Genomic DNA, 13,405 nt, shown 5'->3' on the forward strand with positions numbered 1-13,405 from the left:
TGTTCCATATCTCTACGGAAATGTGTCATTCCTTGTGAGTTGTTACAGATGGCCTGTTACAGAAATAAAAAAGGCCTGAGTCCGAATTTCGGAGTCAGGCCTGATAGGTGAGCTGATTTACATACGTTCTACGGTTTCGATACCCAGCGTATCCAGACCCAGCTTCAGGGTTTTCGCCGTCAACTGCGCCAGTTTCAGGCGGCTGTTACGAATCTCTTCGTTTTCAGCGCTAAGGATTGGGCAGTGCTCGTAGAAGCCGGAGAACAGACCGGCAACGTCGTACAGGTAAGCACACATCACGTGCGGCGTACCTTCACGTGCAACAACGGTCAGCGTTTCTTCAAACTGCAGCAGACGCGCAGCCAGCTGAGCCTCGCGATCTTCACTGATAATCACCTGCGCATTTGCCAGCGCGCTTTCGTCGATATCGGCTTTACGGAACACGGACAGTACGCGGGTGTAGGCGTACTGCATATACGGCGCAGTGTTCCCTTCGAACGCCAGCATATTGTCCCAGTCGAAGATGTAGTCGGTGGTACGGTTTTTGGACAGATCGGCATATTTCACCGCGCCGATACCGACCGCATTAGCCAGTTTTTCCAGCTCGTCGGCAGGCATGTCCGGGTTCTTCTCCGCTACCAGACGGCGTGCGCGTTCCAGCGCTTCATCCAGCAGATCGGCCAGTTTAACCGTGCCACCCGCACGGGTTTTGAACGGCTTGCCGTCTTTACCCAGCATCATACCGAACATGTGGTGTTCCAGTGGCACAGAATCCGGCACATAACCGGCTTTACGCACGATGGTCCAGGCCTGCATTAAGTGCTGATGCTGACGGGAGTCGATGTAATAAAGTACGCGGTCGGCATGCAGCGTTTCATAACGGTACTTGGCGCAGGCGATGTCGGTCGTGGTGTAGAGATAGCCGCCATCTTTCTTCTGAATGATTACGCCCATCGGTTCACCTTCCTTGTTTTTATACTCATCAAGGAATACGACGGTAGCGCCTTCGCTTTCAACAGCCAGGCCTTTAGCTTTGAGATCGGCCACGATGCCAGGCAGCATCGGGTTGTACAGGCTTTCACCCATGACGTCGTCACGGGTCAGGGTGACGTTCAGGCGATCGTAGGTTAACTGGTTTTGCGACATGGTGATGTCGACCAGTTTGCGCCACATCTCACGGAAGTACTCGTCGCCGCCTTGCAGCTTCACGACATAACTCCGGGCACGTTCCGCGAAGGCTTCATCTTCGTCGTAATGTTTTTTCGCATCACGGTAGAAACCTTCAAGGTCAGCCAGCGCCATCTCGCCAGCATTTTCCTGCTGCTGTTTTTCCAGCCATGCGATGAGCATACCGAACTGAGTACCCCAGTCGCCGACGTGGTTGGCGCGGATAACATTGTGACCGAGGAACTCCAGCGTACGCACCGCAGCATCACCGATGATGGTGGAACGCAGGTGACCAACGTGCATCTCTTTCGCTACGTTAGGTGCGGAGTAATCAACCACAACGGTTTGTTTAGCCGGTTGGGTGACGCCCAGACGATCGGAAGCCAGCGCCTGCTGAACGTGCTGCGCCAGAAATGCCGGATCGAGAAAAATATTGATAAAGCCCGGGCCTGCAATTTCAACTTTGCTGGCGATCCCGTTGAGATCCAAATGAGTCAGCACCTGCTCAGCCAGTTGTCGCGGCGCCATACCCAGTTTTTTAGCGACAGCCATCATGCCGTTAGCCTGATAGTCGCCGAACTGTACTTTTGCTGACTGACGAACCTGCGGTTCGCAATCTGCAGGCGCGCCTGCAGCAATCATGGCCTGACTGACTTTTTCTGAGAGAAGAGCCTGAATATTCACCGGAATACCTTACATTTATGAAGCGGCTTAAAATGCACCGCACCAGTTTAAGAATTAAGGGCGGGAGTATACTGCAAATGCCCGTTGCCGTCAGCATTGCGAGTATCTCCAGCACCCTGAAATATAAAAATTGTCATTACGTATAATTATTCATATTGCGCTTAAGAAAATCAGCAGTTGGTTGGGGCTGCGCAACAGGGTAAATTAGCGGCTTTGAATATGGATATGAGCTTTCATTATGGCGAACTGGCAAACAGTTGCAGAACTGCATGATATTTCCGCAGATTTACCGCATTTCATTCAGGCGTTAACGGATCTTTCCACTCGCCTTGGGCTGGATGTCTCATCGCTTGAAGCCGATCACATTTCTCTGCGTTGTCATCAAAATACCACCGCAGAGCGCTGGCGTCGTGGGTTTGAACAGTGCGGCGAATTGTTGTCAGAAAATATCATCAATGGCCGACCGATTTGCTTGTTCAAACTCGATGAGCCAGTTTGTGTGCAACACTGGCAATTTACTATCGTAGAACTGCCGTGGCCGGGCGAAAAGCGTTATCCGCATGAAGGCTGGGAGCATGTTGAAATTGTTCTGCCGGGTGAGGTGGAGACGCTGAATGCACGAGCGCTGGCGCTGCTTTCAGATCACGGGCTGAGCCAGCCGGGTATATTTGTAAAAACCAGTTCGCCAAAAGGCGAGCGCGAACGTTTACCGAATCCAACGCTGGCGGTCAGCGATGGCAGCGTGACGATAAAATTCCATCCGTGGTCGATTGAAGCCATTGTGGCAAGCGAACGTCAGGAGTGAGTATGGCATTACTGGAAATCTGCTGTTACAGCATGGAGTGCGCGCGCACGGCGCAGCAAAACGGCGCGGATCGCATTGAGCTTTGCTCGGCGCCCAAAGAGGGGGGCTTAACGCCGTCCCTGGGCGTCTTGCGTTCGGTTCGCCAGCATATCTCGATTCCGGTCAATCCCATTATTCGCCCGCGCGGGGGCGACTTTTGTTACACCGACGGTGAATTCGCTGCAATGCTGGATGATATTGCGATGGTAAGAGATCTGGGGTTCTCAGGGTTGGTAACCGGCATTTTAGATGCAGAGGGTGATGTCGATATGCCGCGCATGGAGAAAATAATGATCGCGGCGGGACCGCTGCACGTCACTTTTCATCGGGCCTTTGACATGTGCGCTAACCCACTCAATGCGCTAAAAAAATTAGCTGATTTGGGCATCGCCAGAGTGCTGACTTCCGGGCAAAAATCAGATGCGGCGCAAGGTTTAACAAAAATTATGGAACTTATTGCGCAGGGGGATGCTCCAATCATTATGGCCGGAGCGGGGGTTCGCGCCTCGAATTTGTCCCTGTTCCTTGATGCTGGAGTGCAGGAAGTCCACAGTTCTGCCGGAGTATGGTTGGCTTCCCCCATGCGTTATCGCAATTCGGGGTTGTCGATGTCTTCGGATCCACAGGCGGATGAGTATTCACGCTATGCGGTAGACGGGGCGGCGGTTGCGGAAATGAAAGCAATCATTGTACACCACCAGGCCAGCTGATTTTTACCGTTGCATCATGTCGCCCATATGATGCTTGCTCGTACCAGGCCCCTGCAATTTCAACAGGGGCCTTTTTTTATCCTGCATATTTCAAGCCGCAACGGAGCTGTCTGCCTTGCTGCAAGTTGAACTATTTTGCAGAAAGAGTGCTATCAGGCAAAAATGATTACGGCTTACGTGCAATCAATACCGCGCGTAATGGGGCCGGGTAGCCTTCCACCGTTTTGCTGTGATCGTTCGGGTCGAGGAAGTCGGCCAGTGATTCGGTTATCATCCACTCGGTGCGGCGCTGCTCTTCGGTGGTGGTGACGCAGACATCAGCGATGCGCACATCAACAAACCCACATTTTTCCAGCCAGTTTTTTAACGCCAGCGCAGAAGGAATAAAGTAAACGTTACGCATCTGCGCGTAGCGATCGCCCGGTACCAGTACGGTATTTTCATCACCTTCGACGACCAGCGTTTCCAGTACCAGTTCGCCATCTTTCACCAACTGATCCTTCAACTGCCACAGGTGTTCCAGCGGTGAACGGCGGTGATAAAGCACTCCCATGGAGAATACGGTATCAAAGGCGTTGAGCGCCGGAAGCTGCTCAATACCCAGCGGCAGCAGGTGAGCGCGCTGGTCATTGCCCAGCAGTTTACGTACTGCCTCAAACTGGCACAGAAACAGTTGGGTAGGATCGATACCAACTGCCAGATGCGCCCCCGCGCCAATCATGCGCCACATGTGATATCCACTCCCGCAGCCGACATCAAGAATGGTGCGCCCGGTGAGGTCAGACAAGTGCGGCAGAACGCGATCCCATTTCCAGTCCGAGCGCCACTCGGTATCTATATTGACGCCGTACAACGAGTACGGCCCTTTACGCCATGGCATCAGGTTACGCATCAGGGTGTCGATACGTTTGAGCTGACCGTCGCTGAGCGGCTCATCGCTTTCGGCGGTAACGCTATGCAGTAAGTCCAGGCGATGCGGCGTCAGCTCGGGCAGAAACTCGACCGCATTTGACCACTGCTTAAACAAGCCGTGCTGATCGCGCTGCCAGGTCGCGATTTGCGCCGGGAGCGTTTCCAGCCAATGGGAAAGGTGATTTTTGGCAATCAGTTGATAAAAGTTACCAAAGTCGATCATGCGCTAACCTCAGCTTTCAGTGCCACCAGAGAACCAAAGTTAAAGCACTGGAACCACAATTCGCTGTGTTCAAAGCCCGCCTGATGCAGTCTCGCTTTGTGCGTTTCGACCGAGTCGGTCAGCATCACGTTCTCCAGCATGCTGCGCTTTTGGCTGATTTCCAGCTCGCTATAGCCATTTGCCCGTTTGAAATCGTGGTGCATGTTGAACAGCAGCTCGCCAACGTTAGCGTCTTCGAAACTGAATTTTTCAGACAGTACCAGCGCGCCGCCGGGGTTAAGCCCCTGATAAATCTTATCCAACAATGCCTGGCGCTCAGGTGGCTCAAGGAATTGCAGGGTAAAATTCAGCACCACCATCGAGGCGTTTTCGATAGTAATGTTGCGAATATCGCCTTCGACAACGTCAACCGGTGTCGGCGCTTTATAGGCGTCAATATGACGGCGGCAGCGCTCAACCATAGCCGGGGAGTTATCAACGGCAATAATTTTGCAATTCTCGTGATGAATATTGCGACGCACCGAGAGCGTCGCCGCGCCCAGAGAACAGCCCAGATCGTAGACCTGTGTGTTGGGTTGTACGAAACGTTCGGCCAACATCCCAATCATAGAAATGATATTGGAATAGCCAGGAACGGATCGCTGGATCATATCCGGGAAGACTTCAGCTACCCGTTCATCAAAGGTCCAGTCACCCAGACTGGCGATAGGCGCAGAAAAAAGCGTGTCGCGGTGAGACATAACGTAAAAATCCGGGAAAAATAAAGTGGCGTATTGTGCGCTAATGCAGGGAGAAAACCAACTCCCAGGGCATATACCAAAGATTCGCCAGCACCATTAGCAACAGCGAACACCAGGTCGCGCTCATGCCTGAACGGCGCCAGCGGAAAAGCCGGTGATGGAATCCGTAATAATGCATCAGTCGTCCGGCAATCAAAATCAGCCCGCAAATATGCACCATCCACGTTTCAGCGCCGTTCATTTCCATAAATAACAGCAGCACCAATGCGACGGGAATATATTCCACCGCATTACCGTGAATGCGGATAGCGCTTTGTAGTTCGCTAAAACCTCCGTCACCATATGCAACGCGGTATTGCATGCGCAGGCGAACGACGTCAAAGGAGAACTTAATTAACAATAACGCACCCAATACGGCATAAAGCGCGCTTACCATACAAACTCCCTTTTAAAATGGCTGATGGCATTGACTATGATAGGTGGCATTTTCAGAAAAGAGAAGATTGCTGTGGAATAGACGGCGCTGATCCGATCTCTGGCAGGGCGCTGCGTAAATTTGCCCATAGCGTATCGACAAGCTCAGGGGCCTGCGCGATATCCGGGGTATGTAAAAACAGATACGGCGTTGTGGTTTGTTGCCATTGCGACAGCTTGGTCAGCCAGACGGCAAAAAGCGCGCTGTTTTGTGCCATATTATCGCTGCCGATAAAGCGTACCATCGGATGGTTTGCCGTCACCACTGCATGCACCGGAACCTTTGGCTTCTTGCGCTGGGCGTCACGTATCGCTTCAGTATGTGGTATTGCGGCATGTACCGGTCGACTGTCCAGAATCACCCGATTTACCCTGCGCTCATGTAGGCCTCGATTGAATAGCTGCTCTGTTTCGCCTTTGGCAAAGAAGTCCGGATGGCGAACTTCCACACCGTAGGTAAAGGATTTGGGGAGCGCATCGAGAAACTGCCACAAGGCTGGCAGGTCGTGCGGGCCAAAAGTTGCGGGTAATTGCAGCCAGTATTGCCCAATGCGTGATTCAAGTGGCGACATGCGCGTGAAAAACTCGTGTACCAGGTCATCGCAATTACGCAGCGCGGCCTGATGCGAAATGGTGGCCGGAAACTTAAAACAAAATCGAAACGCATCGGTAGTCTGCGCATGCCAGCGGGCCACAATGTCGGCTTTTGGCAGCGCGTACAGCGTGGTATTGCCCTCCACACAGTTAACATGACGGGCGTTAGGGGTTAACTTACTGATTTTAATAATCCTCCCGTACTGCTCTCGTGGCTATGGGGCATCAATGGGGCAAAATCTGCCAGCTTCTGATTGAGCATTGCTATTTGCTCTGCGCTGCTGTCAGCCATCCATGCACCGTAAACATTGAACACCATCTGCGCGCTCGCATGTCCCATCTGACTGGCAATAAAACTCGGATTTGCACCAGCAGATAATGACCAGCACGCATAGGTATGTCGTGACTGGTACGCCTTTCTGTGTCTGATCCCCGCGCGCTTAAGTGCAGCTTCCCATGAGTCGCCTACTGAATCGACCCGGTAGATAAATCCGACCTGCTTACTGCGTCTGACCACATGCGGGTTAAAGACGAATGTACACTCATGGTTCACCGAACGGCCGTACTCACGTAACTGAACTTCAATGTGATGTTGCCTGCCCAGCCTTGTGATCTCAGCCTGATTTTTCAGGATGCTGATTGCGGGCTGGATAAGATGCACCACTCGATCTGTGCTTGCCTCGGTTTTCGGTAGAGTGAACTCACCAAGTTTCGTATAATTACGCCTGACGGTAATTGTTCCCGCCTTCAGGTCGATATCTTCCCAGGCCAGGGAGACCAGTTCCCCGTGACGCATTCCTGTGTACACTGCTAATGACCACAGGTTTTTCGTCTGCTGATGCCGGCATGCATCTATCAGGCGAATAAATTCATCACGAGACAGCGGATCTGGTTCTGCCCTGGCTTTTTTCAGAGGTTTAATTCCCTCGAATGGGTTCACCTCTAAGTAACCGTGATCTGCAGCAAACTGAAACATTCCGGCCATTGTCGTCATGTAATAGTTCACAGTAACAACGCTTCGCCCTTTTGCCGGAGCTTTGTTTTTCGTCGGATTCTGGTAACCAGTTAGCAAATCTTTCCTGAGATACAGCAATTCCTCTTTGGTTACTGCTGACACCAGGCGATTACCTCCGATCCTCGGCACCATATTCCTTGCGACAGACTCATAGCGATTGAATGCGTTCGCGCAGATTTCCATCCGTTTCAGATCCAGCCATTTTTCTTCAAGTTCTTTCACTGTAATGTCTTTTTTACTTACACCAAAAGCCTTGAGGTTAGGGGAGTCAGGAAACTGAGTTGCATAATCAAAGGTTCCTGTGCGGATGGCAAAACATACTGATGTCCGCAGTTCCCCGGCTATCTTCCTGTTCTTAGCGGTGTCAGGGACACCGAGACTTTCCCTGACACGCTTACCTTTAAAATTAAACCAGATGCGTAATGTGCCACCGTGGTTTTCGACGCCTGTTGGATATGTGACTTTATCCATTTGTGTTACCTCCAGACGCCCAAGAGCGATACGAGCTTACCTTTTTCATGGCATCAAATCACCCTGGCTGCTTGCTTTTCATTGAAGCGACCCAGGCATCTACAGCCTTTCTGTTATACATGCACTCACTGGAAGGTTTAGGATTCCCGTCAGGCGATACGTGGATATACTCCCTCCCGACCATCCAGCATTCTTTTCTTGCCCGTAGGATGGTACCGGGCTTGAGCCCGGTAACCGCGATAAGAACGCTTTCACAAACCCACTCGTTGGGGGCTAACTGGAAAATATTGCTCATGGTTATTTATCCATTACCCTGGCTGCACCCAGGGGAAATTAAAGCTCGCTGCTGGTGGTCGGAATCAATTTCTGCCAGATCGCGGACACGTATTTTGCCTGATGGCGCGCATCGGCCAGTGCGTTATGTGCCACCCCATCGAATGGCATGTCTCGCTTAGGATCGAAACCAACAACTCTGCCTAATGTGACGATGGTTCTGACGTCGTGATCATTCCAAGATTGCCACGGGCAAACCTGGCCGGCACGCTCATATGCGCCGCGCAATATAACGTTGTCGAAAGTAGCTCCATTGCCCCAAACTTTTAAATATTTAGGGTTATCAGAATGCCGATTAATGAAATGGCTCAGTTCAGATAGGGCAGACGATATCGGCATCGCATCATCAACACAGATTGCTGATCGCGCTTCTGAGCTTTGTCTTAACCACCACAGAATAGTGTCACCATCCGGCACCGCTCCCTGCTCCATAGCGCTTTCAAGGTTAACGGCGGTGTAAAACTCCTGACCCAGTTCACCGCTTTGCGGATCGAAGAACACGGCACCAATGGAGACGATAGGGGCATTCGGTTTTTTGCCCATGGATTCGAGATCGATCATTAAATTGTTCATGCTATTTTATCCTGAGTTTGTCCAGTTGGCAGCGCGCACACTTCAACTGCTCTGCGGTAGATTTCTTTAATAGTTGTCCAGTCGATAGCCTGGTCCTCGTACCAATCGCCTCTTCCGTCGCAATCACTGCAACCATCACCTTCACACTCAGGACAGGTAACTTCGCGTGCGGTACTGAACTCACCAGACAAGGCCCATTTCGCGCCATTTTTGGCAGTCAGCGCTACAGGCATGATGCAGTAACCATCTGGCACAACCGGCGCAGGCTGCTCTTTGATATGCAGTCGCGGCTCACCATCTTTCGGCTCAGGCCATTTGCGCTGTTTGTTAACCGCCAGCTTTTCTACCATCGCCTGGGTAATCTGCTCATCACTGATACCGGCACGACGTTGCGCATCCCATAACAGGAATTGCATGTCAGCCCATTCGCTCATCTCGTCTGGTTCCGCAGCAGCCTCGATAGCTTCTTTGGAAAGGTGCTTCAGCGGACCAACTGGACCGACATCGCCGAATGTTTCATCTGACCATGCTGCATGTTCACGGCGTACCAGTTCGCGAGAAATCATCCCATCAATCACCTTCACAGCATCAGCCATTGCGTAGCCGAGATTACCGCCGTCACTTTGTGCTGATGCTTTGCTGAGTATTTCGCGTATCTGATGCAGGCGCTCGAGTGATACAGGACCGTGCGCCGGGTGGTTGTTAGTTGTCATGGGTTATTCCTTAAACTGCTAATTGCAGTTGCATGTCGAACCGGTCACGCTGCTCGCAGTACGCAAGAGAGCCGGGGCTGTTATGCGATTCAATGCGCTCTACCATTAACGCGGCGCGGGTTTCTTTTGAAGCTGGCGCGTAAGCACCAGACCATGCTTTATCGATGCCGATGTTACGGGCGACATTTGTACTATCAGCGCTGGCTAACGGTAACTTTGTGAATATCAGCGGGTTTAACATGCGCAAACCGTGCAACTTCGTGACAGGCTGGCTGTGAGCATCAACAACATGACGAATCAGGTCTTTCATTCTGGCTACAGCAAGGTTGGGACGCTTAACGTCATAGTCGCCACATGAACCGATTGCAACGCGGGGATACTCATTGCAGAGCCTGATAAAACGTTCGTCGCTTTCATTCATGTGCCAGACAGGAACGCCGAAAAATTCCCCATGCGGCCACTCATCAAGAAGCGCTTCGTTCTCTTCCTCGCCGCCGTCGATAACATCCGGGATGATGGCGAAATCAAAGCCTGGGTGATTTTTCCAGCGGGCCACAAACTCGTAGTAATCGCTCCAGTCGATTTTGTTTTTGCCAACTGCTTTCCACGCAGTGAATGCACCGTTGTCCAGCGCGAATGACTGGCAGTATTCAGCCGCGAGGTTAATTTGCCCGGAGTGCGCGAAACTGATAAACGCATGGCGTCCTTTCCACGCTTTCATGGCGCACGTATCCGGCGTTATTGGTCCGCCGTGATAGTGAATCATCTCACTCCCCCTTCACGCCAATGCCAGCAGCGCGGATTGCGTCGGCGCATTCATTTCTCATACCGGATGCGCCAGCAGCAAATCCCTCGTACCACTCAGCGTTAGAGCCGAGAACTGGAAGTTTAGGAAGGCAAACTGTCCGCGCCTCCAGTTCTGCTATGCGCTTCTCTGCGGCTTCCAGCTTTTCACGCGCATCCCGCATGTCGTCACGCATAGCAACCGCAACTGCTTCAAGCGAATCTTTGTCGCGCTGTAGTTGGAGGTTTTCATCCAGCAGAGACAGCACTGCTACGGGACTTGCTACGGCTATGAATGCAGCATCACTCCGTCCGTTGTCACTGAACACCATGGCAATTTGCTCGCTGTCATCGCCATCAACGGCGTAAACCTCATCGCCGAGTTCAACAACCCATTGCCCTGCTGTCGCATTCTCTGCTGCTTCACGCAGCTCCTGTTTGTTGAGTGCTGTCATTGGGCTGCCTCCTGCTTAACGAGCGCTAAGCCATCTTTGATAAATGCGTGATACTTCTTGCCAGTTATCGCTGACTCAACCAGAGGAGTTAGGGGAAGTAAGATGCCAATTACCTTCATGAATTCGTCAAAGCCGATTTCGAATTTCTCATAGAGAAGCTCATCAAAATCAAAACCGTCATTGCGCTGTTCGTCGGTGATTCCGTAAATGGCACTCAGTAATTCTTCCACTTCGAAATAATCAATGCTCATAGCGCGGCTCCTTTGCGAAGTTGGGCTGCGTAGTGTTCACTAAGCGCTCCGGCAGCAACAGAGATTAGCGTGTCAAAATCACACACTACTGTTTCACCATCATGCTGTTCGGAGTTAGCGATAACCGTTAAAGCTCGGACTAATGGCGCTGATTCCTGCGCCCGCACTTCAGCCAGGAAAGCGTCGGTGGCTGGTGTTTCGATTCGATTAATAATTGCAATCATCCCCGCTCTCAGTGACTCGTCTTCAGTTGCTCCGTTTTGAGTTGCAACCTCAGCAGCTTCATAACCGTAATCGCTTTGCGACAGCCAGTTATCTGGATTTTTAAGCGCCGCATTCTCAGCGACTACCGCCGCCAGCTCCCAGCACTTGCTCTCGGAGTTAGCTAGCTGTACTGCCATGTCTGTGAGCTTCAGTTCAAGATTGTGAATAGTCGCGTCTGCTGCCCGGAACTCGCGCTGGGATTCCGTTAAATTTGAGCAGGCGTTTTGAATTGAGTAGGCCAAAATTGCAGTATCACGATCATCTGATTCTTCAGCTTTAACCTGCAACTGAACCGCCAGGCTGAAGAGATCAGCAATTTGAGTTTCTGTCATACGGTTATTGATCGTTTGCATTGGTATGTACCTGCTGAAGTTTGTGTTGTTTAACGAAGTGGGCCACTGCTTTTGACTGGCTGGCGATTATTTTTCTATCACCTAGGTCGAGCGTGACGTTCTTACCGCGATAAATTATTGCCGAGCCGATTTCCTTACCGTCCAGCTTCACATACAGCACCTTCCCGATAATCTCTGTAGTAGGGATTGGCTGTGAAAGGCGATAGGTTTCGCGAGCTTCAGCAATGGTTTTATGTTCGTCGATGATCGCCAGCGCTTCAGCCAGTGCCGTGCCTTGCAAATTGAACACGCCTTCATCGCTGATCGTCGCCATGGCCATTAACTCCACGAACCGGCGAGCACTTTTAATGTTGAGTTCTGGCGCGATAGAGCTGCGCGTAACCTTTGTTTTCCCCTGGGCGGCGGCTACGGCTTTATCGTGCTGGAGAACTTCGCCAGCCTGTTCGCCAAACTCACGAACGCGGTCAACAGCAACATCAACAGATACGGCACCAGATTTAACTTCCTGCTGAACGTCATAATTAGCGGTGCTCAGAGTGAGCAACTTCTCAACGGTCGCTACAGACTTATTGACCAGCTTTGCAATCTCGCTGGTGGTCTGGTTGAAAGCGTTATGAAGCTCCTGAATAACAGCAGACTGTTCAATATCGGAAAGTGGGAGTTGGTTATTACTGGTCATGATGCGAGCCAGTCGCTGCACATCGTTACCGTTAAACGGCATGATATGAATGCGGTCTACTGGCTTACCAGCTTCAGCGCAACGCGCATAGCAACGGCGACGGCGATGGCCTTCAACAACCCACACACCGCCTTCATCACGTGCGATAACCTCCAGTGGAGGAACCGTGCCACCGTTCATCAGATAGTTAAACAGGTCATCATCTGCCTGGCGGGTGCGTTCGTCGTCTTCACGCTTGTTGAAACCTTCACGCACGTGGATATGGTCAAGGCTGATAAACATCCCGGTATCGGTGCGCTTGATGGTCCCGTCACGGGACATTTGTTTGAATGAGTTAGCCATCAGAGTGATCCCTTACCGACGACATCTTTGAACTCGTGGATAGTTACTGACCCATCATCAGGGTAATCAGCGCTCGCGATATTTAGGCCATATTTTATTACACCATCGTTGCTGAGCTCACCAACCCACAGAATTCCGTCAGTGAAATCACCGTATAGCCCATCACCATTACCGCAACTGCCACAGATAGATTCAATGTCTGACGCATCCAGATACATTTGTTCGGGCACGAGCTTCCATCCTTCAGGAATTGCGTTTTGCCTAATTTCAGCAATAACAATTTCTGTTGCCGGTGCTAATTCACGAAGTTCTTTTTGGTCTTCAAGCATATGCATATTTGTCGGTGATTTGGTGTGACGTTCAACGATGCGGTCGCACTCTTTAGCCCAGCAGTTAACATCGTCGCGTAAAACGGTGTTCTCGATGGCAAGAGCTTTACGCTGTTCCATTGACTCGCAAAGCGCCACGCTGACGATATCAAGACGGTTAGCCAGTTCGGTCATGATCCCGCGGTAAGCAACCGGAAGGAGAGGGGCAGCTTTACGGGCTGCATCGATCAGTTGTTCTCTGGTCATACGTGGTTGTAACTCAGTGACGTTCTGTGTGGTCGTCATGCTTAGTTTCTCCGTGTTATATGCGCCCTGCACGGCGCTGAATTTTGGTTGCACGAATCCCTCGCCAAAAGGCGAATAAAAGTTTTAGGTTCGTTTCAGTAAATGCCCCATCAAGAGGCACTTAGTGAAACGGGCGACTGCAATCGCCGCTTAGTTTCTCCACTCAATTGAAAGCGCGTTCCGCTGGTTTTGGATTTAACGAACTGGCACT

Annotated in this window: 17 protein-coding genes; 2 read left to right on the plus strand and 15 right to left on the minus strand. The window is 51.4% G+C overall.

The features are described 5' to 3' along the window. Nucleotides 1–117: 117 nt before the first annotated feature. Nucleotides 118–1,851 (minus strand): arginine--tRNA ligase, encoded by a 1,734-nt coding sequence (gene argS, locus OGV38_RS19830; protein WP_016153423.1) that lies wholly within the window; start codon nt 1,849–1,851, stop codon nt 118–120. Nucleotides 1,852–2,089: 238 nt separating this feature from the next. On the opposite strand from argS, the gene OGV38_RS19835 reads away from it, so the two are divergent. Then, entirely contained in the window at nt 2,090–2,656 is a 567-nt protein-coding gene (locus tag OGV38_RS19835) for a VOC family protein (protein ID WP_047502136.1), read from the plus strand. A 2-nt stretch (nt 2,657–2,658) separates the two neighbouring features. After that, the gene (cutC, locus tag OGV38_RS19840; RefSeq protein WP_181500319.1) at nt 2,659–3,405 is read left to right on the plus strand and encodes a copper homeostasis protein CutC; all 747 of its coding nucleotides are present in this window, start codon (nt 2,659–2,661) and stop codon (nt 3,403–3,405) included. A 166-nt stretch (nt 3,406–3,571) separates the two neighbouring features. Here cutC and cmoB read toward each other — a convergent pair whose 3' ends face one another. From cmoB to OGV38_RS19910, 14 genes are read right to left on the minus strand one after another with little or no spacing between them, the layout of a single operon-like run. Continuing rightward, the gene (gene cmoB / locus OGV38_RS19845; RefSeq protein ID WP_016153420.1) at nt 3,572–4,540 is read right to left on the minus strand and encodes a tRNA 5-methoxyuridine(34)/uridine 5-oxyacetic acid(34) synthase CmoB; all 969 of its coding nucleotides are present in this window, start codon (nt 4,538–4,540) and stop codon (nt 3,572–3,574) included. Continuing rightward, the gene (gene cmoA / locus OGV38_RS19850) at nt 4,537–5,280 is read right to left on the minus strand and encodes a carboxy-S-adenosyl-L-methionine synthase CmoA (RefSeq protein ID WP_016153419.1); all 744 of its coding nucleotides are present in this window, start codon (nt 5,278–5,280) and stop codon (nt 4,537–4,539) included. Before cmoA ends, cmoB begins: the two co-directional genes overlap by 4 nt. A gap of 40 nt (nt 5,281–5,320) precedes the next feature. Then, nucleotides 5,321–5,716, minus strand: coding sequence for an MAPEG family protein (locus OGV38_RS19855; RefSeq protein ID WP_016153418.1), 396 nt, complete (start codon nt 5,714–5,716; stop codon nt 5,321–5,323). A gap of 52 nt (nt 5,717–5,768) precedes the next feature. Beyond that, entirely contained in the window at nt 5,769–6,542 is a 774-nt protein-coding gene (locus tag OGV38_RS19860) for a DUF72 domain-containing protein (RefSeq protein WP_211941309.1), read from the minus strand. Beyond that, nucleotides 6,521–7,834 (minus strand): tyrosine-type recombinase/integrase, encoded by a 1,314-nt coding sequence (locus OGV38_RS19865; RefSeq protein ID WP_115601838.1) that lies wholly within the window; start codon nt 7,832–7,834, stop codon nt 6,521–6,523. Before OGV38_RS19865 ends, OGV38_RS19860 begins: the two co-directional genes overlap by 22 nt. Before the next feature lie 58 nt (nt 7,835–7,892). Next, nucleotides 7,893–8,129: an excisionase family protein gene (locus OGV38_RS19870; protein WP_003034696.1), complete on the minus strand. Its 237-nt coding sequence runs from the start codon at nt 8,127–8,129 to the stop codon at nt 7,893–7,895. A 38-nt stretch (nt 8,130–8,167) separates the two neighbouring features. Then, entirely contained in the window at nt 8,168–8,740 is a 573-nt protein-coding gene (locus OGV38_RS19875; RefSeq protein ID WP_286474525.1) for a 3'-5' exonuclease, read from the minus strand. After that, nucleotides 8,737–9,453, minus strand: coding sequence for a DUF550 domain-containing protein (locus OGV38_RS19880; protein WP_286474527.1), 717 nt, complete (start codon nt 9,451–9,453; stop codon nt 8,737–8,739). Before OGV38_RS19880 ends, OGV38_RS19875 begins: the two co-directional genes overlap by 4 nt. 10 nt (nt 9,454–9,463) lie before the next feature. After that, nucleotides 9,464–10,219: a hypothetical protein gene (locus OGV38_RS19885; protein WP_286474530.1), complete on the minus strand. Its 756-nt coding sequence runs from the start codon at nt 10,217–10,219 to the stop codon at nt 9,464–9,466. Between the two features lies 1 nt (nt 10,220). After that, the gene (locus OGV38_RS19890) at nt 10,221–10,691 is read right to left on the minus strand and encodes an ead/Ea22-like family protein (protein ID WP_286474533.1); all 471 of its coding nucleotides are present in this window, start codon (nt 10,689–10,691) and stop codon (nt 10,221–10,223) included. Further along, the gene (locus OGV38_RS19895; protein ID WP_139935667.1) at nt 10,688–10,942 is read right to left on the minus strand and encodes a hypothetical protein; all 255 of its coding nucleotides are present in this window, start codon (nt 10,940–10,942) and stop codon (nt 10,688–10,690) included. Before OGV38_RS19895 ends, OGV38_RS19890 begins: the two co-directional genes overlap by 4 nt. Beyond that, the gene (locus OGV38_RS19900; protein ID WP_286474539.1) at nt 10,939–11,559 is read right to left on the minus strand and encodes a hypothetical protein; all 621 of its coding nucleotides are present in this window, start codon (nt 11,557–11,559) and stop codon (nt 10,939–10,941) included. Before OGV38_RS19900 ends, OGV38_RS19895 begins: the two co-directional genes overlap by 4 nt. Further along, the gene (locus OGV38_RS19905) at nt 11,543–12,580 is read right to left on the minus strand and encodes a ParB-like helix-turn-helix domain-containing protein (protein ID WP_286474541.1); all 1,038 of its coding nucleotides are present in this window, start codon (nt 12,578–12,580) and stop codon (nt 11,543–11,545) included. The genes OGV38_RS19900 and OGV38_RS19905 overlap by 17 nt, the downstream gene beginning before the upstream one ends. After that, a complete protein-coding gene (locus OGV38_RS19910) occupies nt 12,580–13,194 on the minus strand; it encodes a hypothetical protein (protein WP_286474543.1) in 615 nt (204 codons plus the stop codon). The genes OGV38_RS19905 and OGV38_RS19910 overlap by 1 nt, the downstream gene beginning before the upstream one ends. Nucleotides 13,195–13,405 lie beyond the last annotated feature (211 nt).

Origin of the sequence: Citrobacter sp. Cb080, from assembly GCF_030334745.1 — a bacterium.
Taxonomy (GTDB): Bacteria; Pseudomonadota; Gammaproteobacteria; order Enterobacterales; family Enterobacteriaceae; genus Citrobacter; species Citrobacter braakii.

Excerpts from the sequence above, each read along its gene's own strand:
- OGV38_RS19905 (WP_286474541.1), bottom strand. The coding sequence starts at position 12,580 with ATGGCTAACTCATTCAAACAAATGTCCCGTGACGGGACCATCAAGCGC.
- OGV38_RS19880 (WP_286474527.1), bottom strand. The coding sequence starts at position 9,453 with ATGACAACTAACAACCACCCGGCGCACGGTCCTGTATCACTCGAGCGC.
- OGV38_RS19895 (WP_139935667.1), bottom strand. The coding sequence starts at position 10,942 with ATGAGCATTGATTATTTCGAAGTGGAAGAATTACTGAGTGCCATTTAC.
- OGV38_RS19855 (WP_016153418.1), bottom strand. The coding sequence starts at position 5,716 with ATGGTAAGCGCGCTTTATGCCGTATTGGGTGCGTTATTGTTAATTAAG.
- OGV38_RS19870 (WP_003034696.1), bottom strand. The coding sequence starts at position 8,129 with ATGAGCAATATTTTCCAGTTAGCCCCCAACGAGTGGGTTTGTGAAAGC.
- OGV38_RS19890 (WP_286474533.1), bottom strand. The coding sequence starts at position 10,691 with ATGACAGCACTCAACAAACAGGAGCTGCGTGAAGCAGCAGAGAATGCG.
- OGV38_RS19885 (WP_286474530.1), bottom strand. The coding sequence starts at position 10,219 with ATGATTCACTATCACGGCGGACCAATAACGCCGGATACGTGCGCCATG.
- cmoB (WP_016153420.1), bottom strand. The coding sequence starts at position 4,540 with ATGATCGACTTTGGTAACTTTTATCAACTGATTGCCAAAAATCACCTT.
- cmoA (WP_016153419.1), bottom strand. The coding sequence starts at position 5,280 with ATGTCTCACCGCGACACGCTTTTTTCTGCGCCTATCGCCAGTCTGGGT.
- OGV38_RS19900 (WP_286474539.1), bottom strand. The coding sequence starts at position 11,559 with ATGCAAACGATCAATAACCGTATGACAGAAACTCAAATTGCTGATCTC.
- OGV38_RS19910 (WP_286474543.1), bottom strand. The coding sequence starts at position 13,194 with ATGACGACCACACAGAACGTCACTGAGTTACAACCACGTATGACCAGA.
- OGV38_RS19875 (WP_286474525.1), bottom strand. The coding sequence starts at position 8,740 with ATGAACAATTTAATGATCGATCTCGAATCCATGGGCAAAAAACCGAAT.
- cutC (WP_181500319.1), top strand. The coding sequence starts at position 2,659 with ATGGCATTACTGGAAATCTGCTGTTACAGCATGGAGTGCGCGCGCACG.
- OGV38_RS19835 (WP_047502136.1), top strand. The coding sequence starts at position 2,090 with ATGGCGAACTGGCAAACAGTTGCAGAACTGCATGATATTTCCGCAGAT.
- OGV38_RS19865 (WP_115601838.1), bottom strand. The coding sequence starts at position 7,834 with ATGGATAAAGTCACATATCCAACAGGCGTCGAAAACCACGGTGGCACA.